The sequence below is a fragment of the Actinoallomurus sp. NPDC052308 genome (assembly GCF_040679195.1).
GTDB lineage: Bacteria > Actinomycetota > Actinomycetes > Streptosporangiales > Streptosporangiaceae > Actinoallomurus > Actinoallomurus liliacearum.
In genome coordinates this window covers 219,989-244,805 of record NZ_JBFAUM010000001.1, presented here as the reverse complement: position 1 = coordinate 244,805, position 24,817 = coordinate 219,989, and the positions used below count along the sequence as shown (strand labels likewise).

Genomic DNA, 24,817 nt, shown 5'->3' with positions numbered 1-24,817 from the left:
GGTTCGTCCCGGATGTCCAGCCTCGCAGGCCGTGAGGTTTGTTACTTGGATGTTTCTGACAGACGGAGTTAGCGTCTGTTACGTGCATGATGCATCCAATGAGGAGGCGTTCCGTGTGCGGCATAGCCGGCTGGGTGGATTACGACCGCGACCTCACGCTCGAGCGCGACACCGCGCTCACGATGACGCGCACGATGGCGCTCCGCGGCCCGGACGCCGAAGGGCTCTGGATCGACCCGCACGTCGCGCTGGGGCACCGGCGCCTCGCCGTGATCGACATCGAGGGCGGCGCGCAGCCGATGAGCGAGGGACCCGCGGCGCTGGTCTACAGCGGCGAGACGTACAACTTCCGTGAGCTCCGCCGGGAGCTCGAATCCCACGGGCACCGGTTCCGCACCCGCAGCGACACCGAGGTGGTCCTGCAGGCCTACCTGCGCTGGGGCGCCGACCTCGTCGAGCGCCTGAACGGGATGTACGCCTTAGCGCTGTGGGACCGGCGGACCGAGGAACTACTGCTGGTCCGGGACCGGATGGGCATCAAGCCGCTGTACTACGCGCCGACCCGCCACGGAGTGCTCTTCGGCTCCGAGCCCAAGGCCATCCTGGCCAATCCGCTCTTCACCCCGCGCGTCCGGGGCGACGGCCTGTTCGAACTGCTCTCCACCGCCAAGACCCCCGGCCACGCCGTCTTCGACGGCATGTACGAGGTCGAGCCCGGACATGTCGTCCGCGTCTCACGCGACGGGGTCACCGACCGGCGCTACTGGGCGCTCACCGCCCGGGAGCACACCGACGACGTCCCCACGACCGTCCGCCACGTCCGCGAGTTGCTCGAGGACATCGTCGAACGGCAGCTCATCTCCGACGTGCCGCTCTGCACCCTGCTGTCGGGCGGGCTGGACTCCAGCGCCCTGACCGCGCTGGCCGACCGGGCCCTGGGAACCGGCACCGTACGCACCTTCGCGGTGGACTTCACCGACGAGGGCGGCGGGTTCGTGCCCGACGCCATGCGGGACACCGCCGACACGCCGTACGTCCATGACGTCGCCAAGCACGTCGGGACCCACCACACCGACGTCGTCCTCAGCAGCGACAACCTCACCTCGCCGGAGGCCGTCGAGACGGTCATGCGCGCCCGGGACCTGCCCGGCGGCGGCGACATGGACACCTCGCTGTACCTGCTGTTCGCCGAGATCCGGCGGCACTCCACCGTGGCGCTGTCGGGCGAGTCCGCCGACGAGGTCTTCGGGGGGTACCGCTGGTTCCACGATCCGGCCGCGGTCGCCGCCGAGGGCTTTCCCTGGCGCCACGGCCTGGGCAGGGAGCAGGACCTCATCGACCGCGACCTCGGCCGCCGTACCGACGCCTACCTCGCCGCGCGGTACCGCCAGACGATCGACGAGGTGCCCCGGCTGCCCGGCGAGAGCGGCCTCGAACGCCGCATGCGGGAGATCTGCTACCTCCACCTCACCCGGATGGTCCGTTTCCTCCTGGACCGCAAGGACCGGATGAGCATGGCGGTCGGCCTGGAGGTCCGCGTGCCGTTCTGCGACCACCGGCTCGTCGAGTACGTGTTCAACACGCCGTGGTCGCACAAGACCTACGACGGCCGGGAGAAGAGCCTGCTACGCGGCGCGACCGCCGACCTCCTCCCCGAGTCGGTCGTGCGGCGGCGGAAGAGCCCGTACCCCGCCACGCAGAACCCCAGCTACGAACGGGCGGTGCGCGACCGCCTGTCCGGCATCCTCGCCGACCCGAACGCGCCCGTACGGCCCTACGTCGACGAGGACGCCGCGCGCACGGCCCTGCGCCGCCCGATCGGCCGGGCCAGCCTCCAGCAGGACCGCATGGCCATGGAGCGGATCGTCGCCCTGAACGACTGGCTGACGGCCTACCGCCCAGAACTCGTCTAATTAATCACCATTTATCGCAATTAGTGAGTGATCGATTCGCAGCCGAAGGCATGGCCGGTTTAAAGTCCCGGCCATGCCATCGCTGAGTCACGAATCACTCGCCATGCTCTTCAAGAACCGCCCCAGCCTGGCGGCAGAAATTTTGCATGACGCTTTAAAAGTGGATATCCCGGACTATAAAGCCGTCCGGGTCGAATCCGGCGATCTCACCGAGTGGAACCCGGCGGAGTTCCGCGCGGACGCCGTGGTGGTCTTCGAGGCGGCCTCCCCCGTGCTGGCCGTGGTGGTGGAGATCCAGCTCGGGCGGGATCAGGGCAAGCGGTGGAGCTGGCCGGTCTACCTCGCGGGTCTGCGCGCACGGACCCGCTGCCCGGCGATCCTGCTGGTGATCTGCGCGGACGCCGCGATCGGGGACTGGTGCGCCGAGCCGATCGAGCTCGGCCACCCGGGTTGGACCCTGGCCCCTTTGGTGCTCAAGCCCGAGGCGGTCCCGGTCGTGACCGACGCGGCGGAAGCCGCCCGCGCACCGGAGCTGGCAGTCCTGTCGACCATGACCCACGGCGCCGCCTACAACCGGGCGAGGATCTTCCACGCCCTGCTTTGCGCTGTCGCCGCCATGGAGGACGGCGACCGCGCGGAACTGTACATTGACGTTGTGCTCGCGGCGCTGCCCGAGGCACCCGCCACCGAACTGGAGGCAATGATGCAAAGCGGGACATCCCCATACCAAAGCGACTTCGCCCGCCGTTATTACCTCAGAGGGGAAACTAACGGCAAGGTCGAAGGCAAAGTCGAAGGCAAAGTCGAAGGTAAGGTCGAGGGCAAAGTCGAGACGCTCCTCCAAGTCCTCGAGGCGCGCGGCGTTCCAGTCCCGGACGAGGCACGGGAACGCATCACCGCCTGCGCCGATGTCGCGCAGATCGAGGCCTGGGTCAAACGCGCCGTCATCGTCCGCACCGTCGACGCCCTATTCGACTGACCGCCGGCTCGCCCGCGCCGGGACGGTGCGGTCGGTCGACGCGCTCTTCGAGTGACGCCGTGGCCGGTCAGTCGAGATCTGCGAAGAGGTGGCGGGTGAGGAAGTCGTTGGTGAAGGTGCCGTTCGGGTCGTAGTGGCGGGCCAGGGCGTGGAAGTCGGATAGCCGCGGGTACCTCGCGCGCAGCGCGTCGGCGGGAGTGGTGAACAACTTGCCCCAGTGCGGCCGGGCGTCGAAGGGCGCCAGGCGCTCGTCGACCAGGTCGAGCACGGGGAGTACCTCACCGGTGTCCTTGACCCAGGTGAAGTGCACGGCCACCGTGTCCCGTCCGTAGGACGTGCTCATCCACAGGTCGTCCGCCGCGACGGTCCTGATCTCGCAGACCTGCAGGACCGGGGCGATGCGGTCCCGGACCTCGTTCAGGGCGTGCAGCGCCTCGACGGCGTGCGACCGGGGCAGCAGGAACTCCGACTGCAGCTCGTCGCCGCTGCTGCTCGGCGCGAAGTCGGGCCGGAAATGCGGCAGCCGGTCGAACCACGGACCGGGCACGCCGAGCTGCTCGGTGCAGGCGACGACGGACATCCCGGGGACCGGGTGCCGTGGCCCGTCGGCGGGCCGGGCGCCGAACCACTCCTCCGGCATCGCGTCCCCGCCCGCGGCGTCGACGCGCTGCTTCACCCAGACCTGGTCGATCAGCGCCTCGCGCCATGTGGTGAACAGGCTCACGCTGTACGCGCCGGAGACCACCTCGGCGAAGCGCTCGTCGAGGACCTCGAGCGGCAGCCCTTCGTACACCCGCTGCCGTACGTCGAACGTCGGGCCGAGGTCCAGCGTCACGCTCACGACGATCCCGAGGGCCCCGAGCCCGACGACCGCGCCGGCGAACCGGTCCCCGTCCCGCTCGCGGCTCAGCGCGACGAGGTCGCCGCCGGCGGTGACCAACTCGAGCCCGGACACCGCCGTGGCCAGGTTGCCGTTCGTCTCACCGGAGCCGTGCGTCGCCGTCGCGATCGAGCCGGCCACGGAGATGTGCGGCAGAGACGCCAGGTTGGGCAGGGCGTAGCCCTTGTCGTGCAGCTCCCGGCTCAGCTCGGCGTACCGCACGCTCGCCCCGACCCGTACCCTCGCCGCGGCGCTGTCGATCTCCACGGCCGCCGGCAGCTTCGCCAGGGAGACCAGGGTGTCCGGCGTGTCGGCGATGTCGTTGAAGGAGTGGCCACTGCCCAGCACGCGCACCTTCGCGCCGCGCGCCGCCAGGCCGCGTACCTCGTCGAGAGAGGCCGGATAGCGGACCTGCTCGGCCTGGAAGCCGATGTTGCCCGCCCAGTTCCGTCCCGCACCGGCCACCGGACCACGCACCCTTCGCCCCTCGTCGGCCGCCCCACGCGGTCGATCAGCCCACCTCGCACGATATGCCCTGGCGGAATTCCGTTGCCCGCCGTGGCCGCCCTCTGTTGTACTCCCCGCGTACGAGCAGTCGACCGAGGAGATGGTCATGCGTCCTGCGTACGTGTCCACCCAGCAGGCAATCGCCACCTACGCGAAGGACACGACGCCACGTGCGACCATCGACCCGACCGGCGCGGAGAGACGCCGGTAACCCCACTTCGGCCACCGTCCTGGGCTGCCTTCGCCCGGGACCTCGCGCGACCGCGGCCCTGGCCGCCGCCGTCACGGCGGCGACCGCGCTCCCGCTCGCCGCGCCGCAGCTCACCCGGCGCTTCGTCGACGACGCCATCGGCGGCGCGAGCACCCGCCATCTGGTGTTCGTCGCCGTCGGCTACCTGGCCCTCACCGTCGCCGGGCAGGGCGCCCGTACCCTCACCGCCTGGCTGGCGAGCCGTCTGGCCTGGGACGGCACCAACCGCCTCCGGGAGCGGCTGGCCGAGCACGCGCTCGGCCTCGACCTGGGCTCCCACGGGCGGCGTACGCCCGGCGAGCTGATCGAACGGGTCGACGGCGACGTCGTCGCCATCGCCGAGTTCGTCGTCGCCTTCCTGCTGGACGTCGTCGCCGGTGCCCTGCTCCTGGCGGGCGTGCTCGTCGTCATGCTGGCCGTGGAGCCGCGCGTCGGCGCCCTGCTCCTCGCGTACTGCGCGGCGATCGGGCTCGCGATGGCCCAGGCGCAGCGGCTCGCGGTGCCGGCGGCCGCCCGCTCCCGCGCGAAGTACGCCGCGCTGTTCGGCGACATCGAGGAGCGGCTGGCCGGCCTCGAGGACATCCGCGCCAACGGCGCCGGCGAGCACGCCGTACGCCGCGTGCACCGGGCAAGTGGCCGGATGTACCGCGCGGAGTTCCGGTCCGAGCGCATCGGCAGCGGCCTGCTCGCGGGCACGTCGGTGGCCTTCGCGGCGGGCACGGCGCTGGTGCTCGCGCTGGCCGCGTGGGCCCGCCAGTCCGGGACGCTCACCGTCGGCACCGCCGTGCTGCTGTTCCAGTACACGCAGATGGTACGGACGCCGTTCGAGCGGTTGATCGACCAGTTGCGGCAGTACCAGGCGGCCCTGGCGGGCGTCGCCCGCGTCCGGGACCTGCTGTCCGAGCGCCGTACGCTGCCGGAACCCGCCGATCCGCGACCGCTGCCGGCGTCCGGCCCGCTCGACCTGCGGTTCGACCGCGTCGACTTCGCGTACGCCGACGACGGCGTGCCGGTGCTGTCGGGAATCGACCTGACGCTGGCGCCGGGTGAGACGCTCGGCCTGGTCGGCCGTACGGGCAGCGGCAAGACCACCATCGCCCGGCTCGTCCTGCGCCTGTACGACCCGACCGGAGGCGCCGTGCGGGTCGGCGGGGTGGACCTGCGGACCGCCGACCCGGACTCCGTACGGCGGCGGATCGGTGTGGTCACCCAGGACGTGCAGTTGTTCACCGCGACCGTGCGGGACAACCTGACGTTGTTCCGGCCGGGACTCGCCGACGACCGGCGACTGCGCGCGATCCTCGCCGAGGTCGGCCTCGGCGCCTGGCTGGCCGCCCTGCCCGACGGCCTCGACACCGAGCTGGGGGGCGACGCGGTCGGGGTGTCCGCCGGTGAGGCGCAGCTCCTGGCGTTCGCCCGGACGTTGCTCACCGACCCCGGACTCGTGGTGCTGGACGAGGCGTCCAGCCGGCTCGATCCGGCGACCGAACGGCGCATCGAGGAGGTCGTCGACCGGCTCCTCGCCGACCGTACCGGCGTGCTCATCGCGCACCGGCTGTCCTCCCTGGCGCGGGTGGACGTCGTCGCGGTGGTCGACGGCGGCCGGATCGTCGAGTTCGGCCGCCGGGAGGAACTGGCGGCCGACCCCCGCAGCCGGTTCGCGCGGCTGCTGAGCGCGGCGGGGGTGGCGCGATGAGGCCCGTACCGACCGTGATGGCCGGCCTCGCCCGCTCCTCCGGGCTGGGCCGGTACGTGCTCGGCGGCCTGCTGTGGCTGCCGACGTACCTGTTCCCCATCGGCGGCGGCCTGCTGCTGAAGCGGCTGTTCGACCAGCTCAGCGGGCATCGGGCCGCCGACCTTCGGGAGGCGCTGTGGCTCTGCGCCGCGTTCGTCGGGCTCGAGGTGGTCCGCGGCCTGAACCTCGTCACCGCGTGGGCGTACGGGGTGTACTGGTGGGAGGCCGCGGCGACCACGCTGCGCGTCAACGTGCTGCGCTCGATCCTCACCGCCCGCGGTACCGCCGCGACCCGGCTGCCGCACTCGTCGGGTGAGGCGCTGGCCCGGCTGCGCGACGACGTGGACGACCTCGTCCAGGTCACCGACGACCTGGTGGACCTGGCCGGCACCGCGCTGTTCGGCGTCACCGCGTTGGTGATCATGGCGGCGATCGACCCCGTCGTGACGCTGGCGCTCGTACTGCCGATGCTCGCCGCCGGGGTGCTCAGCCGGCTGCTCGGCACGGTGATCCGGCGGCTGCACCGGCGCGCCCGGCGACTGGGCGCGGTCGTGACGGCCCACATCGGCGACGCGTTCGCGGGCATCCTGGCGATCAAGACGGCCGGGGCCGAGGACGCGGTGCTGGCGCGTCTCCGCGCGCACAACCGCCGGCGGCGGGACGCCGCCGTCCGGGACCGGCTGGCGACCGACCTGCTGGAGACGGTGACGGGCGCGACCGTGGAGATCGGCATGGGCCTCGTCCTGCTCATCGCCGCCCCCGCGATGCACCACGGGACCTTCACCGTGGGCGACCTGGCGCTCTTCACGGGCTACCTCGGCTGGCTGACCGCGCTGCCGCGTTCCCTCGGCACGTTCCTGTACCGCCTGCCGCAGGGCGCCGTCGCCGCCGAACGCCTCGGCCGGCTCATGGCGCCGCACGAGGACGTCCACGACCTGGCGCGGGCGAGCGGCGTCTGGTTCCGCCGGGAGCCGCCACCGGTCCGGACGCCACCGCCGCACCCCGACCCGCTGAAGGTCGTCGAGGGCCGCGGACTGACCGTGCGGTACGGCGGCGGCCGCGGCCTGGACGCCGTCGACCTGCGGATCGAACGCGGCTCGTTCACCGTGCTCACCGGAGCCGTCGGGGCCGGCAAGACCACCCTCGTACGGGCGCTGCTCGGGCTCGTGCCCCTGGACGCCGGGACGATCACCTGGAACGGCCGGCCCGTCGACGACCCGGGAACGTACCTGGTCCCCGGCCGGGTCGCGTACGCGAGCCAGATCCCCCGGCTGTTCTCCGACTCGCTCCGGGAGAACCTCCTGTTCGGCGCGGCCGACGACCGGCTCGCCACCGCGATCGAGCTCGCCGCCTTCGACGCGGACGTGGCGGACATGCCGGACGGCCTGGACACGCTCGTCGGTCCCCGGGGCGTACGGCTGTCCGGCGGCCAGGTGCAACGGGCCACGGCCGCCCGGGCCCTCGTACGGGCGCCGGACCTGCTCATCGTCGACGACCTGTCCTCCGCGCTGGACGTCGAGACCGAACGACTGCTGTGGGAACGGCTCGCCGGCGCCGCCCGGGACGGCCGCGGACCGGCGACGCTGCTGGTCGTCTCGCACCGCCGCGCGGCTCTCGAACGAGCCGACCGGATCGTGGTGCTCGACCGCGGCCGCGTCGTCGGTCAGGGCCCGCTCGATCGACTGCTGGCGGACTGCCCCGAGATGCGCCGCCTGTGGACGGGCGACCTCCTCGCCGAGGCCGAGGAGCAGCCGGACCCAACCGTCCGCTGATCCAGCCGGCAGGTCGCGGATGGCGGATCATGGGTCGCGGCGAACGGACGGTGGACTCCGCGACGGCGGGCGGTGGGTCCGGCAAAGGGACGGTGGATCCCGCGACGGCAGACGGTGGGCCCCGGCCCACCGCCCGCCTCAGCCGAAGACGGGGAAGAGCTCGGCCACCGGGCCGAGGGACTCCCGCTCCGCGGCGGTGAGCGGCGTACGCCCGGTGCCCACGCGCACGTAGTGGGCGTCGTCCCAGTCCTGCGCCACCGGCCGGCCGATGAGCCCGTCCAGCACGTCCCGTACGAGACGGAGCACCGCGGGCGCGGGCGGCGGGCCGGGCAGGTGCGCCGTGAGGTCGAGCTGGTGCACGCCCGCCTCCACCGCCAGCGTCGCCAGCAGGTCACCGACCGTCAGCGTGTGCCCCTGAGTGGTGACGAGTTCGTCGCCTTCGAACCGGCGCGCGTGGACGAGCACGGCGCGGGCCGTCTCCGCGTACAGGTCCGCCAGCGGACGGATGCCCGACCAGACGCTCGCCATGATCCGGGTGTTGCGCCGCGAGGGATCGGCGTCGGGGTCCCCCGGTTTCCACGCCCGCCAGTAGGTGACGGCGTCCACGTCCGCCGGCCCGGTCGCCGGGGTCCCGAGCGCCACCAGCGCCCGCTGCGCGTCCCCCAGCAGATGGAACACCAGATCACGCACCACCCAGCCCGCGCATCCGGTCGGCCGCCACGCCGCCTCGTCATCGAGATTCTCGACCAGATCGATCAGGTCGCCGAATGCGACCTCGAGGACAGAAGCCGGATTCACCATGCGCCGCAGTATCGCAGCGGCCGACGCGTTGATCCCTGGCGTTCGGTGCGAATAGAGCGCCGCGATCGCCAGTGATCAGTCCTGCGTGTCAGCAGTACCGGGAGCTGCCCGACGAACCCCAGGAACACTTGTCGATCAAAGAGCCGGAGGAGCTGCGGAGGTAGGCGGTGTCGCCGGTGTTGTTCCAGACGTAGGCCCGCCGGCCCCAGTAGCGGTTCTTCGTCGTGTCCGTGCCCCTGCCGGTGTGGACGTAGACGGTCTTCCGGGCGCCCAGCCGGAAACTGCCGAACGTGTAGGTGTAGCCGGTCCGGTCCCGCAGTTTCCAGCCGGTGAGGGACCGGGAAGTCGAGCCACGGTTGACGATCTGGACCCACTCGGCGTTCAGGCTCGCGTTGCTCCGGTTATCGGAGCCCGGCGAGTCGTAGTAGACCCGGTAGATCTGAACGGACGAGGCCGCCTCGGCGGGAGATGCCGAGAAGAGGGTTGCCGTTACCGCGAGCGCTGCCGTGATTCCGGCGACGTGAGATGACTTCATGGCGTGATCATAGTTATACGTCCCGAAAACAACCGGGATGACCAGCCAGTAGGAAATGGCCCGATAAGGCCCGATCAGCGGGACAACCACGGCCTCCTGACCCGCGTCGAAGTCGGAGCGGACAGGTCACTCGGTCAGCCCGTAGGCTCGGGGGATGGTCTGGAGTCTGCTCGGGGCGATCGCCGCCGCGATCTGTTTCGGAACCGGGAGCGTGCTGCAGGCCCTCGCCGCGCGCACGACGCCGACGGGTGCGGGCGTCGATCCCCGGCTGCTGGTCCGCCTCATCCGGCGGCTCCCGTTCGTCCTCGGCACGGCGCTGGATCTCCTGGGCTTCGTCGCCGAGCTGGCGGCGCTACGGTCGTTGCCCCTGTTCGTCGTCCAGGCGGTGGTCGCCGCCAACCTGGCGGTCACCGCGGTCGTCGCCGCCCGGGTCCTGCACATCCGGCTGTCCGCCCGCGAGTGGATCGCGGTCGCCGCGGTCTGCGCCGGGCTGGCGTTGCTCGGCCTGGCAGCCGGCCACGAGAACCCGGCGTCGGTCAGCCTGACATTCCGGCTCGCGCTGCTCGGCTGCGCCGCCGCGATGGCGGTGGCCGGCCTCGCGGCCGGACGCCTGCACGGGGAGACCCGGTCGGCGGTGCTCGGGTTCGTCGCGGGACTGGGGTTCGGCTTTGTGGCCATCGGCGCGCGGGTGTTGGTGAGCCTGTCCCCGCTCGACCTTTTGAGCGACCCGGCGACGTACGTCGTGGCAGGCGGCGGCCTGTCGGCGTTCCTGTTCTTCGCGACCGCGCTGCAGCGCGGCTCGGTGACCACGACCACCGCCGCGATGGTCGTGGCCGAGACCGTGGTGCCGGCGCTGGTCGGGGTGTTCCTCCTCGGCGACGGGACCCGTCACGGCTACGCCTTGAGCGCCGTGCTGGGCTTCCTGCTGGCCGTCGCGGGCACCCTCGCCCTCGCCCGCTTCGGCGAGCCCGCCGCGGAGACGGCCGAGGCCGCCCCTACGCCGACGTCCCTGCGCTGAGCCCCGCGATCACCGATGCTCGACGCGGTCCCGCCTGCGGGACTTGTTCTGCTTCCAGGACAGCGGGCCGGGCAGGTCGACACGGTGCGCCCGGGACCGGGAGTTCCACGACCAGCGACCGATTTTGATGCTCCAAGAAGAGAAACCGTGCTCAGTGAAATTGAGGATCAGCGGTCCATACTTCTGCCGCTTCCGGAACATCACGCCCATCGCCGCGCTCCCCTTCGTTCCTTTTAGGTAGGTGCGCCAGCAGGTGCCCGCCATGCCCCGTGCCAAACTTCCCGCACTTCAGGCCGCTGAAAGTCGCCCAGGCACGAAAGAGGTGATCACCCTACGTACAACCCCGGTAAAGGAAGCAGCCCCCCGGGGTGGGGGGCTGTTGTCGAGCTGAGAAGGCTCGCTGTCAGCGCGACTCACCCGCAGGGGTGGGTCCCGGCTGCCGCGGCTCCGCGTGCGGTGCCAGAGCCGGGGTCTGAACTACGTGTTCGCCGTCTCCTGCGATCACCCTCTTGTCCTGGTCGGCGCCAAGACGCGAGCCGACCACGCCTTCGCCGCCCTGGACGCCGACGCCTGGCAGCGCTACTCCTGCGGCCGGGGGGTGCCAAGGGCGAACGTTGGTATGACTGGGCGTGGATCCACCTGGCCGAGCGTGAGTGCGTGCTGGCTCGCCGGTCCATCAGCGACCCCACGGACCTGGCCTTCTACCGGTGCTACGCCACACGCCCGGCCAGCCTGCCCGAACTGGTACGGGTGGCCGGGTCCCGGTGGAGTGCTGGCCTTCCTCGCCGCCGGTCCACCCGATGCACCCGGCAGCGAGCTTAGCGAGGAGCATGACGGCCTCGCCACACACGGGGCCCGAAACAACCGGACGATCACACTGTGAGGCCGCCGCTGCCATTACCAACGCCAGCAACGCCTCATCGATCACTAGATGCGGCTGGAAGATTATCCAGGAGCGCAGTAACACGGTCATACCGAAAAACTCCACCATCGGTATCGCACGTAATGTACGCAATAGCAGAGGGATCGCTGGAGATCGAGGGGATGGGACAAAGATCGTCGTCGACGGTACGACGGGGGAGCCTTGGGACATCCGCGATCGCCGGCGCGCCCGGCCTGGGCGGTCGTGGAACCGCTTGCGAACTGTCCTGCGACTCGCGCTGCTGGGACGAGTGACGAGCCACCCGCGACGTGTCCTGCGACTCGCGCTGCCGGGGCGGTTGCGGAACAGCCTGCGACGCCGCGAAGGCCGGCGCCGCGACCCCGATGGTCATGGTCGCCAGCACCGTGCCCGCCAGGGCTATCATTTTTGGCCTCATATATCCCCCTTAGGTGTGAGCGGTAGCAGGCCGGCGGCTTGCTACCTGCATTGCCACGCGTTTTGCTGATTACCCAAGGAATTCGGCCTCCGCCAAGGTAAGTATCGATCTTGCCGAAGAATCTAGGCCGGCTTCACAATCAGCTACACGCCACCTCTAGCATCAATCTGGACTTCTAATCGATAACGGCTAATCACCCGGAAGTCGCATATCCATCGCAAATCGATCTGCGACGCTCTACCCGACATCGCCCTCGCGTGGGCCAGCGGTATCGGCGTCCGGCGCGGAGCCGGACGCCGATACCGGGCAGGTCAGGCCGGTGACACGCCGGCCCGGCCGAGATGCCGGACCAAGAAGTCGTCGTCGACGCCGACCCAGCGCATCCTGCGATGGGTGCCGGGGTTGGCGAGCAACGTCTTGTCCTCCGAGGCGAACGCGTCGAACAACGCGAGAACCGACTGGCGGTCGACGTACTCTTCGTCCCACGGGAGCAGGAACTGGACCGGGACGGTGATCCGTCTCGCCGCCTCGATCAGGCCCTCGTGAGCGAAGAACCCGCCACCGAAGATCGCGGCGGTGATCCTCGGTTCGACCGCCGCCAGCGGGATTCCGATCGCGGTGCCCAACGACATGCCGCCCCCGTAGCCGATCGGCGCTTCGGCGCCGATCTCGGGCAGTTTCTGCAGGGCGTCCAGGGTCGCCTGCCATTCCGGTACGGCACGCTCCGCGAGTGAGTTGCTGTAGCGGACGCTGATCGACTCGAAGCGCTCGATCTCGCCTGCCGCCACGGACTGCTGGATGTCGGCGCGGGCCTGCTCGTCCTCCGCCGTGCGCGGGCGGTCGCCGTGTCCGGGCGCATCGATGGCGACCACGGTGAAACCCCACCTGGTCACGGCGTCGCGAGCGCGCGCCATGAGTCCCGGCGTCTTCTTGTTCAGGCCGCCGCCGTGACCCATCAGCACCAGCGAGGCTTGGGCGGAGCCGGATACCGGCGACCAGAGCGCGCCGGGGACCTCGCCCACGACGAAGTCGCGTTCGACGACACCGTTCGACGATGTCTCCGCGGTGAAACGCACAGAATGCATAGGTGTTGCCTTTCGGGAATGCCTCGTTGTCCAGGCGCTCCCGGCGACCCCTACGTCAATCGCCCGACCGTGACAACGAGGGGGAGCACCCACCTGCGTACAGCGTTCATGGGTCTCACCTCCTGGCGTGGTCTCACGGCTTCGGGAGAAGCTATCAACCCGAACCCGGCCCCGCCAACCCGTTTTCGCGCCGCCCTACCAGCGCTCGCCGGGCCCTCGGAGAATGGCGGTGAACCGTTGGTCGGCGCGGTCGAGTTGGCGGGTGATGTGCAGCCTGACCTGGGCCGCCAGCGGGGTGTCGGGGCGGTTGACGAATTCCTTCAGCTCGGGGACGAGCGGGCGGTACTTCATGGCGAGCTTGCGGAGCTTCGGGCCGGTGGTGTGCACGAGCCCGACACCGTTGTCGGTGAAGTCGGACACCTTGATGACGCGGGCCGCGGGGTGACGGTCCAGGCTGGTGACGACGTGCGCTCGATACTGGGCGTGGACGTCACGGGTCCGGTCGTACGTCGGGTTCGTCACGGCACGTACGAGCTCGGCGACGCGTGGACCGAACTCGGCGGACAGAACGCCCAGGGCGGCCTCGGTGGAGTCCTCGTGGCCGTCCCCCGCCAGTTCGACGGGATGGTCCTCGACGGAGTCGTGCAGGAGAGCGGCGACGATGATGTCGACGTCGTTCACCTCGTAGTGGCACATCACCCGCAGCGCCACGCGCAGCAGATGGTTGACCGCCGGTTCGCGCACCCGCCGGTCCTGGCGGTGGAGGTCGCTTGCCAGCGCGAGCGCCTTGTTGAGCCGACGCCAGTCCGGCTCGGTGAACCGTTCGATCTCACGGGAGAACCGGTCGCGCAAGCCGGCCTCGCCGTACACCTCGGTGATCGTGTGCAGTGGCAGCGTCTGCAGGTAACTGGGCACCGTGCTCCCATCTCACAGGGCGGAGCCCCCACCGGGGAGCATCGGCCGTCCCGTGTACAAATGGGACGCGGCAGAAGATCATCCGGTTCCGGCCCGAACTTCCCGGCTGAACGGACGAGCGACGGCCTTCCCGGCCCGGCAGGCGGCCGCCGGCCCTGGGGAGCCTGTCCGCCGGCGACCGGCCGCGTTGCTCACTGCCGGAGGTGGTCGGCGCGCCAGGTGACGTCCTGTTCGCTCAAGCCGAAGAGGTCCAGGAAGACCACCTCCGCGTTCTCCCCGTGCTCGCCTTTGATCAACCAGACTTCGGTCTCACCCGGCCGACCGCCCCGGTGGCTCACGATCGCGAACGACTCACCCGCGCCACGGATGCAGGCCGCGCTGAGGCCGTCGAGATCGTCCCACGACTGCTCGAGTTTGATCCGAAGCCGTTCCGCGAGCTCCTCGATGGGTCGACTGACCTGGAAGGCGTGTACGCACCAGGTGGCCAGCATCTCCCACAATCCGAACTGCGTGACCGGGTTGCGGGCCCCCGGCCACCTCGCCGACGGAGCCGGCTCGAAGGCGCCCTCAGCCATCCGCGCGGGCAACGATCGTCGGGACGCTTCGACCACGTGCGAAACGTTGAGAACGGCTGCGAGCGTCCACGCTGTGCCTTTCGCCAGGGGCTACGGTGCCCGAAGTGCGGCAAGCTCTGTGAGGATCTGCTCCCAGGGTGGCATACGGGCATCCGGTGGCGCAGACGGATCGAACAGCACCCGCACCCCCATAGAGCGCAACGCGTCGAGGTTAGGACCGAACGCCACATGACGGGCAAGGGCGTCCTTGAGCAGCGGAACAGCCACGATCGGGATAACGGATCCCGCCAGCTCGCACAGCACACCGACGGCGAACGTGTCGGTGATGCCGGTCGCCCACTTGTTGATCGTGTTGAAGGTCGCCGGGGCGACGATCGCCGCGTCGGCCGGAGGCAGCGCCTTGGGCTCCCCCGGCATACGCCACTCGCTCTGCACCGGCTCACCGGTCAACGAGGCGAGCCGGTCGGCATCGACGAACCGCAGGCCCAGCGGAGTGGCGATCACGTAGACCCGCCATCCCGCCGCCTGCGCGAGGAGCACCAGGTCCTCGACGCCGGAGGCCGCCGGAGCCGCACAGACAACGACATAAAGGACCCGACCGGCCGCAGGGTTCACGCGATGTGTCTCCGGTGTTCGTCACCCGTGTCGAAGAACGTCGTGAGGTAGTCGTCGGGTCCCAGATCGCTCTTTCGGATCAACGAGAAGACCTCGACACCGTCCGTGATCAGCTTCTCGTCGCCGATGAAATACGCCTGCGCCAGATCGGTGTACTCGCCACCGCACGATGCCGCGTAGTCACGCGCTTGGGCCTCCGCCTTCTCGATCGCCTCGCCGAAGGACGCCGCGCGCCAGACGGTGATGCTCTCCTCGTACGCCGCGTTCTGCGGCCAGCGGATGACGCAACGGACTCCATACCAGCCCGGTTTCGCCATGACCGTCCCCTGTCTACTCGGCATGGGCGACGCCTACCCGCATTCCAAGCGTTCGCTGTTCGGTCAATACCGAACAGCGAACGCTGTGGTCCCGCAGGAGCGCGATCACGCACCACCCGAGGCCGCGGGAGCGGCACAGACCACGAGGTAGAGGACCCCGCGCGAGGTCACGCCCTACTCGGCGCGCGCCACGCCCACCGGGCAGGTGAGGCCGGTGCCGCCGACGCCGCAGTAGCCGTTCGGGTTCTTGGCGTCCGAGAGGTACTGCTGGTGGTAGTCCTCGGCGAAGTAGAACTCACCGGCGGGGACGATCTCGGTGGTGATCTCGCCGTAGCCGGCGGCGTTCAGGACCTTCTGGTACGACTCGCGGGAGGCGAGGGCGGCGTCGCGCTCGGCGTCGTCGCGGTAGAAGATGACCGAGCGGTACTGGCTGCCGACGTCGTTGCCCTGGCGCATGCCCTGGGTCGGGTCGTGGCCCTCCCAGAACGCCTTGAGCAGCTGGTCGTAGGAGATCTTGGCCGGGTCGTACACGACGCGCACGGCCTCGGTGTGGCCGGTGCGGCCGGAGCAGACCTCTTCGTAGGTGGGGTTGGGGGTGTAGCCGCCGGCGTAGCCGACGGCCGTCGACACGACGCCGGGGATCTTCCAGAAGGCGCGCTCGACGCCCCAGAAGCAGCCCTCGCCGAACTCGGCGATCGCGGTGCCCGGCGGGTAGGGCGGTGCGAGCGGGGTGCCGAGCACGGTGTGCCGCTCGGCGACCGGCATCGGGGTGTCACGGCCCGGGAGGGCCTCTTCGGGGGTCACCATCGTCGTCTTTGCGAATCCGAACACCCTTGCAGGGTATCCCTCGGCGCAAACGGACCCCCGTCCGTGAAGCAGCGCTTGACATTACCGTGAAGCATTTACGCTAATTACGGCTTGATATGATTCGGCCGTGGCTGATACCCGTCGTGGCATTCTGTCCGGCATCGCGGCGTACACGATGTGGGGGCTGTTCCCGCTCTACTGGCCGTTGCTCAAGCCGGCCGGGGCGCTGGAGATCCTCGCCCACCGCATGATCTGGTCGCTCGTGGCCGTCCTGGTGATCCTGGCCGTACGCCGGCACTGGACGTGGCTGCGGACCATGGGGCTGCGGCGAATCCTGCTGCTGGCCCTCGCCGCACTGATCATCACGGTCAACTGGGGAACGTACATCTACGCCGTGAACAGCGGGCACACGATCGAGGCGGCCCTCGGCTACTTCATCAACCCGCTGGTCAGCGTGCTGCTCGGCGTCCTGGTCTTCCGCGAGCGGCTGCGGACGTGGCAGTGGGCGGCGATCGGGGTCAGCGTGGTCGCCGTCGGCGTGCTCGCCGCGGACTACGGCCGGCTGCCGTGGATCGCGCTGCTGCTGGCCGGCAGCTTCGGCACGTACGGCCTGGTCAAGAAGTTCGCGGCGACCGGATCCGCGGAGAGCCTGACGATCGAGACGGCGGTGCTGTTCGTCCCCGCGCTGGCGTACACGCTGCTCGCGCCGCACCAGACCTTCACCGGGCACGGGGCCGGGCACGTCACGTTGCTCGTCGGCGCCGGCGTGGTCACGGCGATCCCGCTGATGCTGTTCAACACCGCGGCGACGCGAGTGCCGCTGACCGTCATCGGCATGCTGCAGTACCTCGCGCCGGTCATCCAGTTCCTGATCGGCCTGCTGGTCCAGCACGAGGCGATGCCCGCGAGCCGGTGGGTCGGCTTCCTGCTGGTCTGGGCGGCCCTGGCGATGCTCACCGCGGACGGGCTCCGCGCGGCCCGGACGAAGCGGCGCGCGGCGATCCGGCCCGAGCCGGTGCCCGAGGCCGTCTGAGTCAGGCCTCCTCGTCGGCCTTGGCGATCAGCTTGGAGATGTCGCCGTCGAAGAGGGCGCTGTAGGAACGCCAGTGGGTCGAGCCGCCCCGCTGGTGCCCGCCGAGCGTCCCGATGACCATGCCGCTCTGCGTCCTGTTGTCGTACCGGACGATCCACGGGCTGCCGCTGGTGCCGCCGTAGAAGCCCTTGCAGTCGAAGCCGACCTGGTACCGCGACAGCTTGAACGTCCGGTTCGCGCACCAGATGGGCCGGTCGGCCGGGTCGTGGGCCTTGACCGGGTACCCGATCACCGTCACCCGATTGGTGAACCCCTGGCCGACCAGGAGCCGGTTCGAGCCGACGACGTCGACGATGTGGCGGCCGCCGACCCTGCCCAGCGCCGCGAAGCCGAAGTCGAGGTCCCGGTCGCCGTGGCTCGTCCAGCGCGAGTCCAGCCAGGTCCTGCGGACGGGCCAGACGCCGTACGGGTGGGGCCGCGCGGTGCGGTACGCCGGGACGAACGCGATGTGCGTCGCGTAGGCCCGGTCGCCCGGGTCGTACAGGCAGTGGGCCGCCGTGAGGATGAGGTCCTTCTTCGGCGTGTGGACGACGCTGGCGGTGCAGTAGTGGTCGCCACGTCCGTTGCGGTAGAAGAGCGCGCCGACGACCCGGCTGCCGCCGCCCGGCCTGGCCCGGGGGATGCCCGCGGGCGGTCCGGGCGCGTGGTGTCCCGACCGGACCTCCGGCGGAGTCGCGGCCGCCATCCGGGAGACGGTCCAGTACGCGGCGTCCCGCGCCGCGTCCGGTTCGACGTGGCTGACCGCGCGGATCCCCGCGACGTTCGCCGCGGCGGCCGGCACCGTCATCGAGGACAGGGCCGCCGTCAGCAACGCGCCGCGGAGCACCCCTAGGCCTGGTCGTTCGCCGTGACGGCGAGGCGGCCGATGTCGTCGTCGAACAGGGGGCTGTAGGACCGCCAGTCGGTGTCGCCGCCCTTCTGGTAGCCGCCGATCACGCCGATCACGTAACCGCGCTGCGCCTGGTCGTCGTAGTCGGAGATCCACGGGCTGCCGCTCGTGCCGCCGGTGAAGCCACCGCAGTCGAACCGGAGCTGGGCGTCGGCGTACCGGTACGTCGGGCCGGTGCAGCGGATCGGCCGGTCGCTCGGGTCGTTCGCCCGCGACGGGTAACCGATCACCGTGACCCGATTGGCGTAACCCGTGTTGATCAGCAGTTCGTTCGCCCCGACGACGTCGGCGATGCGCCGGCCGTTCATCTCCTGCACGGCGGCGAACGCGACGTCGGCGTCCTGGTCGCCGTGGTCGATCCAGCGCTGGTCGGCGACCATCAGCCACACCGGCCAGGTGCCGTACGGGCGGTGGCCGCGGCTGTACTTCGGCACGAAGACGAGGTTCCGGTTCCACGCGTGGCCGCTCGGGCTGTACAGGCAGTGCGCCGCGGTGATCAGGAGGTTCCGCTTGGCGGAGCCGACCACGCTGGCGGTGCAGTAGTGCCGGCCGGTCCCGTTGCTGAGGAACAGCGCCCCGACGACGCGGCTGCCGCCGGTGTAGCCGGCCGCCGGAATGGCGTCGGGCGGCCCGGCCTGCCGCGTCAGGCGCGCGTCGACGGGCGTCGCGGTCGCCATCATCCGCTCGGTCCAGTAGGCCGCGCTGCGCGCCCCGGCGGTGCGGTCCACGAAGGTGACGGCGTGCACGGCGTGCCCGCCGACGGCCGAGGCGCGCGGGAGCGGGGTGAGCGGCGTCAGGCCGGCCAGGACGGCACAGAGCAGTCGTGTGGTCTTCACCAGGGAACCACCCTCCGTGCGCACGCGTACACGAAGAGGAACTATTGCATCATCACCGCGCCGCCGCCGGGTTTTCCCGAGCCGTGTCGCGATTCAGCCGTGCTTCTTGGCCGTCGTGAAGAGGTTGTTGACGTCCTTGTCGAAGACGGAGGCGTACGACCGCCACTCGTACTTGCCGCCCTCCTGGTAGCCGCCGATGACCCCGAGGACGTCGCCACGCCGGGTGGTGGTGTTGTAATTCTTGATCCAAGGACTGCCGCTCGTGCCGCCGTAGAAGCCGTTGCAGTCGAAGTAGATCTGGTACTTGAACGCCTTGTGGGTGGTGACGTTGCAGTAGATCGGCTTGTCGACGGAGGAGTACTTCTTCATCGGGTACCCGATGACGCGGACCCGGTTCGTGTAGCCCTGGTTGATGACGAGCCGGTTCGCCCCGACGACGCTCGCGATGGCCTTGCCGTTCCGCGTGCCGACCACCGCGAAGCCGAAGTCGAGGTCCGGATCGCGCTTCTTCTTCCAGCGCGAGTCGACGTACATGTACTTGACGGTCCACGCGCCGTACGGGCGGGCGCCCTTGGTCTTGCTGTAGCGCGGCACGAAGACGATGTTCTTCGCCCAGCCGTTGGTACCGTACAGGCAGTGGCCGGCGGTGAGGATCAGGCTCTTCTTGGGCGTGCTGACGACGCTGGCGGTGCAGTAGTGGCTGCCGCTGCCGTTGCTGAGGAACAGCGCTCCGACGACGGGGCTGCCGGTCCACGTCTTGGCGGTCGGCCGGCTGGACGCCACGCCCATCTTGCCACTGGCCGCCTGGGTCGGGCGTCCGTCGAGCGGCGTGGCCGCCGCCATCCGCTTCGGCGTCCAGAACGCGAGCGTGGCGGGGTCGGAGACGCCGTACGGATCGTCCGACTGAACGCTGACCGAGGTGCCGCCCCCATGACCCGATCGTGCGAGCGCCGGTCCCGCGACTGCGACCGATACCGCCGGAATCAGGACAATAGGCATGATTCGCGTCGCCCGCACCAGTCACCCCGTCCATCACAATTGCTAACACTGGCAAAGCGAACCCATAGCGTAGCCCTAACATCTCCACGCTTGATCAAGGTATGCAGTAACTTGCAGGTCCCGGAGTGGACTTGGCCCAGACCGGACATGGACCCGAGAGCCGACAGGCTCCGAGGAGGAAAGCAGTGCGACCAGTTCCCAAGGCCGTCGCGGCCGCCGTCGTGGCCGTAGCGGCGACCGGTCTGGGCGCCGCGCCCGCCGCCGCGGACGGCATCGCCGTCTCGCCGCACTCACCGCGTCCCGGGCAGCGAATCCACATCTCCGTGCCCGACTGCAGCGTCGGGCCGACGGCCCACATCGCCAAGTCCCTGGCGTTCACTCGCGACGTCGCCCTGTACGGCAAGGCGGACACCGGCGAGGGCGACCCGAGGATCAAGAAGGACCTGTCGCCGGGCAAGTACGCCATCGTGGCGTCCTGCGGAGCCGGCCGTACGGTCCACGGCGAGGTCGTGGTGACGGAGAGGGTCGGCAGGACCGGCCCGCACACGTCGGTGCCGGTCGCGTCGCCGCCCGCGGAGAGGCACACCGCGTCCCCGCACCCGGCCGTGAGCAGCCTCAGCGCCACGCCCACGGCCTCGCAGAGTCATGACGACTCGAAGCTGCCGTTCGTGGCGATCGTCGCGGGCATGGCGGTGCTGCTGCTCGGCACCGCCGGCACGCTGCTCGTCCGCCGCCGACGCGGCTGAGGGGCGCCGTCCGCCGCCGCCGTCGCGCGCGAGCGGCGGCGGCGTCATGATGACCGAAGCGCTGTGACCGCCGCCGGTGGCTCGGCGGCCTACGCGGTGCGGGTGAGGACGAAGTCGCAGAGGGAGAGGAACGCCGCCCGCGCGGGTACGTCCGGCAGGGTCAGCAGCTCGGCGCGGGCCTCGTCGACCCACCGGCGCAGGTCCGCGCGGGCCCGGTCCATCGCCGGGTGCGCGCGCAGCAGGGCCAGGGCCTCGGCGTGCCGCGCGTCGTCGGTGAGGTCGGAGTCGAGCAGCTCGCGCAGCCGGGCGTCCTCGTCCGCCACCGAGCGCAGCACGTGCAGCACCGGCAGCGTACGGATGCCCTCGCGCAGGTCGGTGCCCGGCGTCTTGCCCGACTCCTCCGACTCCGAGGCGATGTCGAGGATGTCGTCGGACAGCTGGAACGCGACGCCGATCTTCTCGCAGGCCGAGGTGAGCGTCTCGACGATCTCCGGGCCGGCCCCCGCGAGCAGGGCGCCCAGTTGCGCGGACGCGGCGATCAGCGAGCCCGTCTTGCCCGCCATGACCTCGATGTAGTGGTCGAGCTGATCGGTACCGGCGGCGGGGCCGGCGGTCTCCAGGATCTGCCCGCGCACGAGCCGGGCGAACGTCCGCGCCTGGATGCGCACCGCCTCCGGCCCGAGGTCGGCGAGGATGTCCGAGGCGCGGGCGAACAGGTAGTCGCCGGTGAGGATCGCGATGGTGTTGTTCCACCGGTTGTTGGCCGAGGCCTGGCCGCGGCGCATCACGGCCTCGTCCATCACGTCGTCGTGGTAGAGCGTCGCCAGGTGGGTCAGCTCCACCACGACCGCGACCGGGATGACCCCGGGCGCGGCCGGGTCGCCGAACTGCGCGGCCAGCAGCACCAGCATCGGCCGGAACCGCTTGCCGCCCGCGTCGGTGAGGTGCCGCGAGGCGTCGGTGATCAGTGCGTAGTCGCTCTGCACCGCGTCCCGCAGCGCCTCCTCGACCTCGGCCAGTCTCTCCTGGATGCCTGCTGCGAGCGTGTCATCGACGGCCGGAAGGCCCAGAAGGGCACTACTCACAGACTTCTCCCCAGTCTCAGCGAACGAACAGCTGATTCGCGGCCGACTGCGCCAGGTGCAGCGCGGGGGCGGGAATCACGCCGAGGACCAGGGTAACGAACGCCCCAACAGCGACCGCCGCCGCGGTCGTCGGGCTGAAGGCCACACTCGGCCCGTCCGCCAGCGGCTCGCTGAAGAACATCAGCACGATGACCCGGACGTAGAAGAACGCTGCGATGGCGGAGGACACCACACCGACGATCACCAGCGGCATCGCGCCGCCGGCCATCGCGGCCTGGAAGACCGCGAACTTCCCGGTGAACCCGCTGGTCAGCGGGATACCGGCGAACGCCAGCAGGAAGAAGGCGAACGTTCCGGCGACGAGCGGCTGGCGCTTGCCCAGGCCCGCCCAGCGGGACAGGTGCCCGGCCTCGCCGCCCGCGTCCCGGACCATCGTGATGACCGCGAACGCGCCGACCGTGGTGAAGCCGTACGCCGCCAGGTAGAACAGCGTGCTGGACAGGCCCGCCTTGTTGGTGGCGATGACGCCGGTGAGCAGGAAGCCGCCGTGCGCGATGGAGGAGTACGCCAGCATGCGCTTCACGTCGGTCTGCGTGATCGCGACGATCGAGCCGACCAGCATCGTGAGGATCGCGACGGCCCACATCATCGGCCGCCAGTCCCAGCGCAGCGTCTCCAGGCCGACGTAGAAGACCCGCAGCACACCGCCGACCGCGGCGACCAGGGTGCAGGAGGCCATCAGCGCGGTGATCGCCGTCGGGGCGCCCTGGTACACGTCCGGCTTCCACGCCTGGAACGGCGCGGCACCCATCTTGAACAGCAGGCCGACCGCGAGCAGCGCGACGCCCGCGAGCAGCAGCGGCTCGGTGCCGCCCTGCTTGCTGATCGCCGCCGCGATGTCCGACAGCCGCACCGAGCCGGCGAAGCCGTACAGCAGCGCGGTGCCGTAGAGGAAGAACGCCGAGGAGAACGCGCCGAGCAGGAAGTACTTGACCGCGGCCTCCTGCGACAGCAGACGGCGGCGCCGCGCCAGACCGCACAGCAGGTACAGCGGCAGCGACAGGACCTCCAGGGCCACGAACATCGTCAGCAGGTCGTTGGCGGCCGGGAAGATCAGCATGCCGCCGACCGCGAACAGCACCAGCGGGAAGACCTCGGTCTGCACGAGGCCCGCCACGAGGCTCTCGCGCTCCTCCGGGCTGCCGGGGACCGTGGAGGCCTGCGCCGTGAACGGGCTGTCCTCGTGCGTCCGCTCGGCGATCAGCAGCATCGACATCAGGGCGAGGACGAGGATCGTGCCCTGGATGAACAGGGTCGGTCCGTCGACGCCGATCGCGCCCATCGCGGCGACGTGGTGCGGCTGGTCGCCGAGGGCGAGCGCGATCGTCCAGGCGAACGCCCCGACCAGGCCGACGACCGAGACCAGCACCTGCAGCCCGAACCGCTGGGTACGCGGCGCGAGGGCCTCGACGAGCACACCGAGGCACGCCGCGCCGAGCACGATCAGGGTCGGAGCGAGCCGCCCGTACTCGATGTGGGGGGTCGGGATGTCCCCCGCCGCCATGTAGACGGGTGTCACTGGTGGCTTCCCTTCTCGGCGACCGTCGGTTTCGGGTCCTGCTTGTGGACCTGGACCAGGGTCTGCTTGACCGACGGGTTGATGACGTCCAGCACCGGCTTCGGGTAGAAGCCGAGCGCGACGATGATCGCGACGATCGGCGCCACCACGATCAGCTCACGCTTGGACAGGTCGCTCATGCCCTTGACCGCCTCGGCGGTCGGGCCGTTCATCGTCCGCTGGTACATCCACAGGATGTAGATCGCGGCGAGGATGATGCCGACCGTCGCGATGACCGCGGGCACCTTGTAGCGGGAGAACGTGCCGACCAGGACCATGAACTCCGAGACGAAGCTCGACAGACCCGGCAGCGACAGACCGGACAGGCCCGCGACGAGGAAGGTGCCGGCCAGCAACGGGGCGACCTTCTGCACGCCGCCGTACGCGTCGATGCGCGCCGACCCGCGACGGGAGATCATGAACCCGGCGAGCAGGAACAGCGCACCGGTCGAGAACCCGTGGTTGACCATGTACAGCGTCGCGCCGCTCTGGCCCGACGAGGTCATCGCGAAGATGCCCAGCGTGATGAAGCCGAAGTGGGACACCGACGTGTAGGCGATCAGGCGCTTGATGTCGACCTGGCCGATCGCGAGGACCGCGCCGTACACGATGCCGATCACCGACAGCGTCAGCACCACCGGCGTGAACCACTTCGAGGCGCCCGGGAACAGCTCCAGGCAGAACCGCAGCATCCCGAACGTGCCGACCTTGTCGAGCACGCCGACGATCAGCACGGCGGCGCCGGCCGGGGCCTGGCCCGCGGCGTCCGGCAGCCAGGTGTGGAACGGCACCAGCGGCGCCTTGATCGCGAAGGCGATGAAGAAGCCGAGGAACAGCCACTTGGCGGTGGTCGGCGCAATGTGCAGGTTGCGCAGCTCGTCGAACAGGAACGTGCCGTGGCCCGCGTTCGCCGACACGACGTACAGGCCGATCACCGCGGCGAGCATCAGCAGGCCGCCGAACAGCGAGTACAGCAGGAACTTCACCGCGGCGTACGAGCGCTGCGGCCCGCCGTAGGACCCGATGATGAAGTACACCGGGATCAGCATCGCCTCGAAGAAGACGTAGAAGAGGAAGACGTCGGTCGCCGCGAAGACGCCGACCATCATCGCCTCGAGGGCCAGCAGCAGTGCCATGTAGGTCTTCACGGACCGCTTCGGGGGGGCGTCGACCCCGCCCGAACGGTCCGCGTCGTTCCAGGAGGCCAGCACGACCAGCGGGACGAGGATCGTCGACAGCAGGATCAGCACGAGGGCGACGCCGTCGACGCCGACCGCGTAGTGCACGCCGAACTGCTTGATCCACCAGTACTTCTCGGTGAACTGGAAGCGCGCGCCGTCCGTCTTGAACTGCACCGCCATGACGATGGACAGCACCGCCACGACGAGCGTGATGCCGAGCGCGACCTGCTTGGCCAGCGCGTCACGGCCCTTCGGCAGCAGCGCGACGAGCAGTGCTCCCACGGCCGGGATCGCGATGAGGGCGGTCAGCATGAGGCCACCTTCCGGTGCGGCAGGGAAGTCGTGGC

The 24,817-nt window shown here is 70.3% G+C and carries 23 protein-coding genes; 7 read left to right on the top strand and 16 right to left on the bottom strand.

Going from position 1 to position 24,817, the window contains the following annotated elements:
* Positions 1 to 113: 113 nt before the first annotated feature.
* Both asnB and AB0L00_RS01295 read left to right on the top strand, forming a co-directional pair.
* On the top strand, positions 114 to 1,913 hold the full coding sequence (gene asnB, locus AB0L00_RS01300; RefSeq protein ID WP_364426814.1) for an asparagine synthase (glutamine-hydrolyzing): 1,800 nt from the start codon (positions 114 to 116) through the stop codon (positions 1,911 to 1,913).
* Positions 1,914 to 1,986: 73 nt separating this feature from the next.
* Positions 1,987 to 2,892, top strand: coding sequence for a hypothetical protein (locus tag AB0L00_RS01295; protein WP_364426812.1), 906 nt, complete (start codon positions 1,987 to 1,989; stop codon positions 2,890 to 2,892).
* Positions 2,893 to 2,959: 67 nt separating this feature from the next.
* Here AB0L00_RS01295 and AB0L00_RS01290 read toward each other — a convergent pair whose 3' ends face one another.
* Positions 2,960 to 4,249: a D-arabinono-1,4-lactone oxidase gene (locus AB0L00_RS01290; protein WP_364426810.1), complete on the bottom strand. Its 1,290-nt coding sequence runs from the start codon at positions 4,247 to 4,249 to the stop codon at positions 2,960 to 2,962.
* A 200-nt stretch (positions 4,250 to 4,449) separates the two neighbouring features.
* Here AB0L00_RS01290 and AB0L00_RS01285 point away from each other — a divergent pair, with 200 nt between their 5' ends.
* The gene (locus AB0L00_RS01285) at positions 4,450 to 6,225 is read left to right on the top strand and encodes an ABC transporter ATP-binding protein (protein WP_364426808.1); all 1,776 of its coding nucleotides are present in this window, start codon (positions 4,450 to 4,452) and stop codon (positions 6,223 to 6,225) included.
* Positions 6,222 to 8,036, top strand: coding sequence for an ABC transporter ATP-binding protein (locus AB0L00_RS01280; RefSeq protein ID WP_364426806.1), 1,815 nt, complete (start codon positions 6,222 to 6,224; stop codon positions 8,034 to 8,036). The genes AB0L00_RS01285 and AB0L00_RS01280 overlap by 4 nt, the downstream gene beginning before the upstream one ends.
* Positions 8,037 to 8,174: 138 nt before the next feature.
* Here AB0L00_RS01280 and AB0L00_RS01275 read toward each other — a convergent pair whose 3' ends face one another.
* Both AB0L00_RS01275 and AB0L00_RS01270 read right to left on the bottom strand, forming a co-directional pair.
* The gene (locus tag AB0L00_RS01275; RefSeq protein ID WP_364426804.1) at positions 8,175 to 8,837 is read right to left on the bottom strand and encodes a maleylpyruvate isomerase N-terminal domain-containing protein; all 663 of its coding nucleotides are present in this window, start codon (positions 8,835 to 8,837) and stop codon (positions 8,175 to 8,177) included.
* Between the two features lie 88 nt (positions 8,838 to 8,925).
* Positions 8,926 to 9,372, bottom strand: coding sequence for a lamin tail domain-containing protein (locus tag AB0L00_RS01270; protein ID WP_364426802.1), 447 nt, complete (start codon positions 9,370 to 9,372; stop codon positions 8,926 to 8,928).
* A gap of 154 nt (positions 9,373 to 9,526) precedes the next feature.
* Between AB0L00_RS01270 and AB0L00_RS01265 the strand changes: the two genes are divergently transcribed.
* Positions 9,527 to 10,390, top strand: coding sequence for a hypothetical protein (locus AB0L00_RS01265; protein ID WP_364426799.1), 864 nt, complete (start codon positions 9,527 to 9,529; stop codon positions 10,388 to 10,390).
* A 9-nt stretch (positions 10,391 to 10,399) separates the two neighbouring features.
* Here AB0L00_RS01265 and AB0L00_RS01260 read toward each other — a convergent pair whose 3' ends face one another.
* The 7 genes from AB0L00_RS01260 to msrA all read right to left on the bottom strand — a co-directional run bounded on the left by AB0L00_RS01260 (position 10,400) and on the right by msrA (position 16,047).
* Positions 10,400 to 10,600: a DUF4236 domain-containing protein gene (locus AB0L00_RS01260; RefSeq protein ID WP_364426796.1), complete on the bottom strand. Its 201-nt coding sequence runs from the start codon at positions 10,598 to 10,600 to the stop codon at positions 10,400 to 10,402.
* A gap of 1,420 nt (positions 10,601 to 12,020) precedes the next feature.
* Complete coding sequence (locus AB0L00_RS01255) at positions 12,021 to 12,794, bottom strand: alpha/beta hydrolase (RefSeq protein ID WP_364426793.1); 774 nt, start codon at positions 12,792 to 12,794, stop codon at positions 12,021 to 12,023.
* 195 nt (positions 12,795 to 12,989) lie between these two features.
* Positions 12,990 to 13,709, bottom strand: a complete 720-nt coding sequence (locus AB0L00_RS01250) for an HD domain-containing protein (protein WP_364426791.1) — start codon at positions 13,707 to 13,709, stop codon at positions 12,990 to 12,992.
* Between the two features lie 191 nt (positions 13,710 to 13,900).
* Complete coding sequence (locus AB0L00_RS01245) at positions 13,901 to 14,284, bottom strand: hypothetical protein (protein ID WP_364426788.1); 384 nt, start codon at positions 14,282 to 14,284, stop codon at positions 13,901 to 13,903.
* A 90-nt stretch (positions 14,285 to 14,374) separates the two neighbouring features.
* Complete coding sequence (locus tag AB0L00_RS01240) at positions 14,375 to 14,899, bottom strand: flavoprotein (RefSeq protein ID WP_364426785.1); 525 nt, start codon at positions 14,897 to 14,899, stop codon at positions 14,375 to 14,377.
* Positions 14,896 to 15,240 carry a hypothetical protein gene (locus AB0L00_RS01235; RefSeq protein WP_364426782.1) on the bottom strand — a complete coding sequence of 115 codons (345 nt, stop codon included), beginning with the start codon at positions 15,238 to 15,240 and terminating at the stop codon, positions 14,896 to 14,898. The genes AB0L00_RS01240 and AB0L00_RS01235 overlap by 4 nt, the downstream gene beginning before the upstream one ends.
* 150 nt (positions 15,241 to 15,390) lie before the next feature.
* A complete protein-coding gene (gene msrA, locus AB0L00_RS01230; protein ID WP_345352357.1) occupies positions 15,391 to 16,047 on the bottom strand; it encodes a peptide-methionine (S)-S-oxide reductase MsrA in 657 nt (218 codons plus the stop codon).
* 103 nt (positions 16,048 to 16,150) lie between these two features.
* On the opposite strand from msrA, the gene rarD reads away from it, so the two are divergent.
* On the top strand, positions 16,151 to 17,056 hold the full coding sequence (gene rarD, locus AB0L00_RS01225; protein ID WP_364426779.1) for an EamA family transporter RarD: 906 nt from the start codon (positions 16,151 to 16,153) through the stop codon (positions 17,054 to 17,056).
* A gap of 1 nt (position 17,057) precedes the next feature.
* Here the strand turns inward: rarD and AB0L00_RS01220 are convergent, their stop codons facing one another.
* The 3 genes from AB0L00_RS01220 to AB0L00_RS01210 all read right to left on the bottom strand — a co-directional run bounded on the left by AB0L00_RS01220 (position 17,058) and on the right by AB0L00_RS01210 (position 19,840).
* Positions 17,058 to 17,942, bottom strand: coding sequence for a hypothetical protein (locus AB0L00_RS01220; RefSeq protein ID WP_364426776.1), 885 nt, complete (start codon positions 17,940 to 17,942; stop codon positions 17,058 to 17,060).
* Between the two features lie 2 nt (positions 17,943 to 17,944).
* A complete protein-coding gene (locus AB0L00_RS01215; RefSeq protein ID WP_364426773.1) occupies positions 17,945 to 18,841 on the bottom strand; it encodes a serine protease in 897 nt (298 codons plus the stop codon).
* Positions 18,842 to 18,934: 93 nt separating this feature from the next.
* A complete protein-coding gene (locus AB0L00_RS01210) occupies positions 18,935 to 19,840 on the bottom strand; it encodes a trypsin-like serine protease (RefSeq protein WP_364426770.1) in 906 nt (301 codons plus the stop codon).
* A gap of 185 nt (positions 19,841 to 20,025) precedes the next feature.
* Between AB0L00_RS01210 and AB0L00_RS01205 the strand changes: the two genes are divergently transcribed.
* Entirely contained in the window at positions 20,026 to 20,586 is a 561-nt protein-coding gene (locus AB0L00_RS01205; RefSeq protein ID WP_364426767.1) for a hypothetical protein, read from the top strand.
* An 89-nt stretch (positions 20,587 to 20,675) separates the two neighbouring features.
* On the opposite strand, the gene AB0L00_RS01200 is transcribed toward AB0L00_RS01205, so the two are convergent.
* From AB0L00_RS01200 to AB0L00_RS01190, 3 genes are read right to left on the bottom strand one after another with little or no spacing between them, the layout of a single operon-like run.
* Positions 20,676 to 21,671, bottom strand: coding sequence for a polyprenyl synthetase family protein (locus tag AB0L00_RS01200; RefSeq protein ID WP_364426764.1), 996 nt, complete (start codon positions 21,669 to 21,671; stop codon positions 20,676 to 20,678).
* 16 nt (positions 21,672 to 21,687) lie between these two features.
* Positions 21,688 to 23,235 (bottom strand): NADH-quinone oxidoreductase subunit NuoN, encoded by a 1,548-nt coding sequence (gene nuoN / locus AB0L00_RS01195; protein ID WP_364428945.1) that lies wholly within the window; start codon positions 23,233 to 23,235, stop codon positions 21,688 to 21,690.
* Between the two features lie 11 nt (positions 23,236 to 23,246).
* Positions 23,247 to 24,782, bottom strand: coding sequence for an NADH-quinone oxidoreductase subunit M (locus tag AB0L00_RS01190; protein WP_364426761.1), 1,536 nt, complete (start codon positions 24,780 to 24,782; stop codon positions 23,247 to 23,249).
* Between the last annotated feature and the right edge of the window lie 35 nt (positions 24,783 to 24,817).

Excerpts from the sequence above, each read along its gene's own strand:
- AB0L00_RS01295 (WP_364426812.1), top strand. The coding sequence starts at position 1,987 with ATGCCATCGCTGAGTCACGAATCACTCGCCATGCTCTTCAAGAACCGC.
- AB0L00_RS01235 (WP_364426782.1), bottom strand. The coding sequence starts at position 15,240 with ATGCCGAGTAGACAGGGGACGGTCATGGCGAAACCGGGCTGGTATGGA.
- AB0L00_RS01245 (WP_364426788.1), bottom strand. The coding sequence starts at position 14,284 with ATGGCTGAGGGCGCCTTCGAGCCGGCTCCGTCGGCGAGGTGGCCGGGG.
- AB0L00_RS01265 (WP_364426799.1), top strand. The coding sequence starts at position 9,527 with ATGGTCTGGAGTCTGCTCGGGGCGATCGCCGCCGCGATCTGTTTCGGA.
- AB0L00_RS01260 (WP_364426796.1), bottom strand. The coding sequence starts at position 10,600 with ATGGGCGTGATGTTCCGGAAGCGGCAGAAGTATGGACCGCTGATCCTC.
- AB0L00_RS01280 (WP_364426806.1), top strand. The coding sequence starts at position 6,222 with ATGAGGCCCGTACCGACCGTGATGGCCGGCCTCGCCCGCTCCTCCGGG.
- AB0L00_RS01270 (WP_364426802.1), bottom strand. The coding sequence starts at position 9,372 with ATGAAGTCATCTCACGTCGCCGGAATCACGGCAGCGCTCGCGGTAACG.
- AB0L00_RS01255 (WP_364426793.1), bottom strand. The coding sequence starts at position 12,794 with ATGCATTCTGTGCGTTTCACCGCGGAGACATCGTCGAACGGTGTCGTC.
- nuoN (WP_364428945.1), bottom strand. The coding sequence starts at position 23,235 with ATGGCGGCGGGGGACATCCCGACCCCCCACATCGAGTACGGGCGGCTC.
- AB0L00_RS01210 (WP_364426770.1), bottom strand. The coding sequence starts at position 19,840 with ATGCCTATTGTCCTGATTCCGGCGGTATCGGTCGCAGTCGCGGGACCG.
- AB0L00_RS01190 (WP_364426761.1), bottom strand. The coding sequence starts at position 24,782 with ATGCTGACCGCCCTCATCGCGATCCCGGCCGTGGGAGCACTGCTCGTC.
- AB0L00_RS01275 (WP_364426804.1), bottom strand. The coding sequence starts at position 8,837 with ATGGTGAATCCGGCTTCTGTCCTCGAGGTCGCATTCGGCGACCTGATC.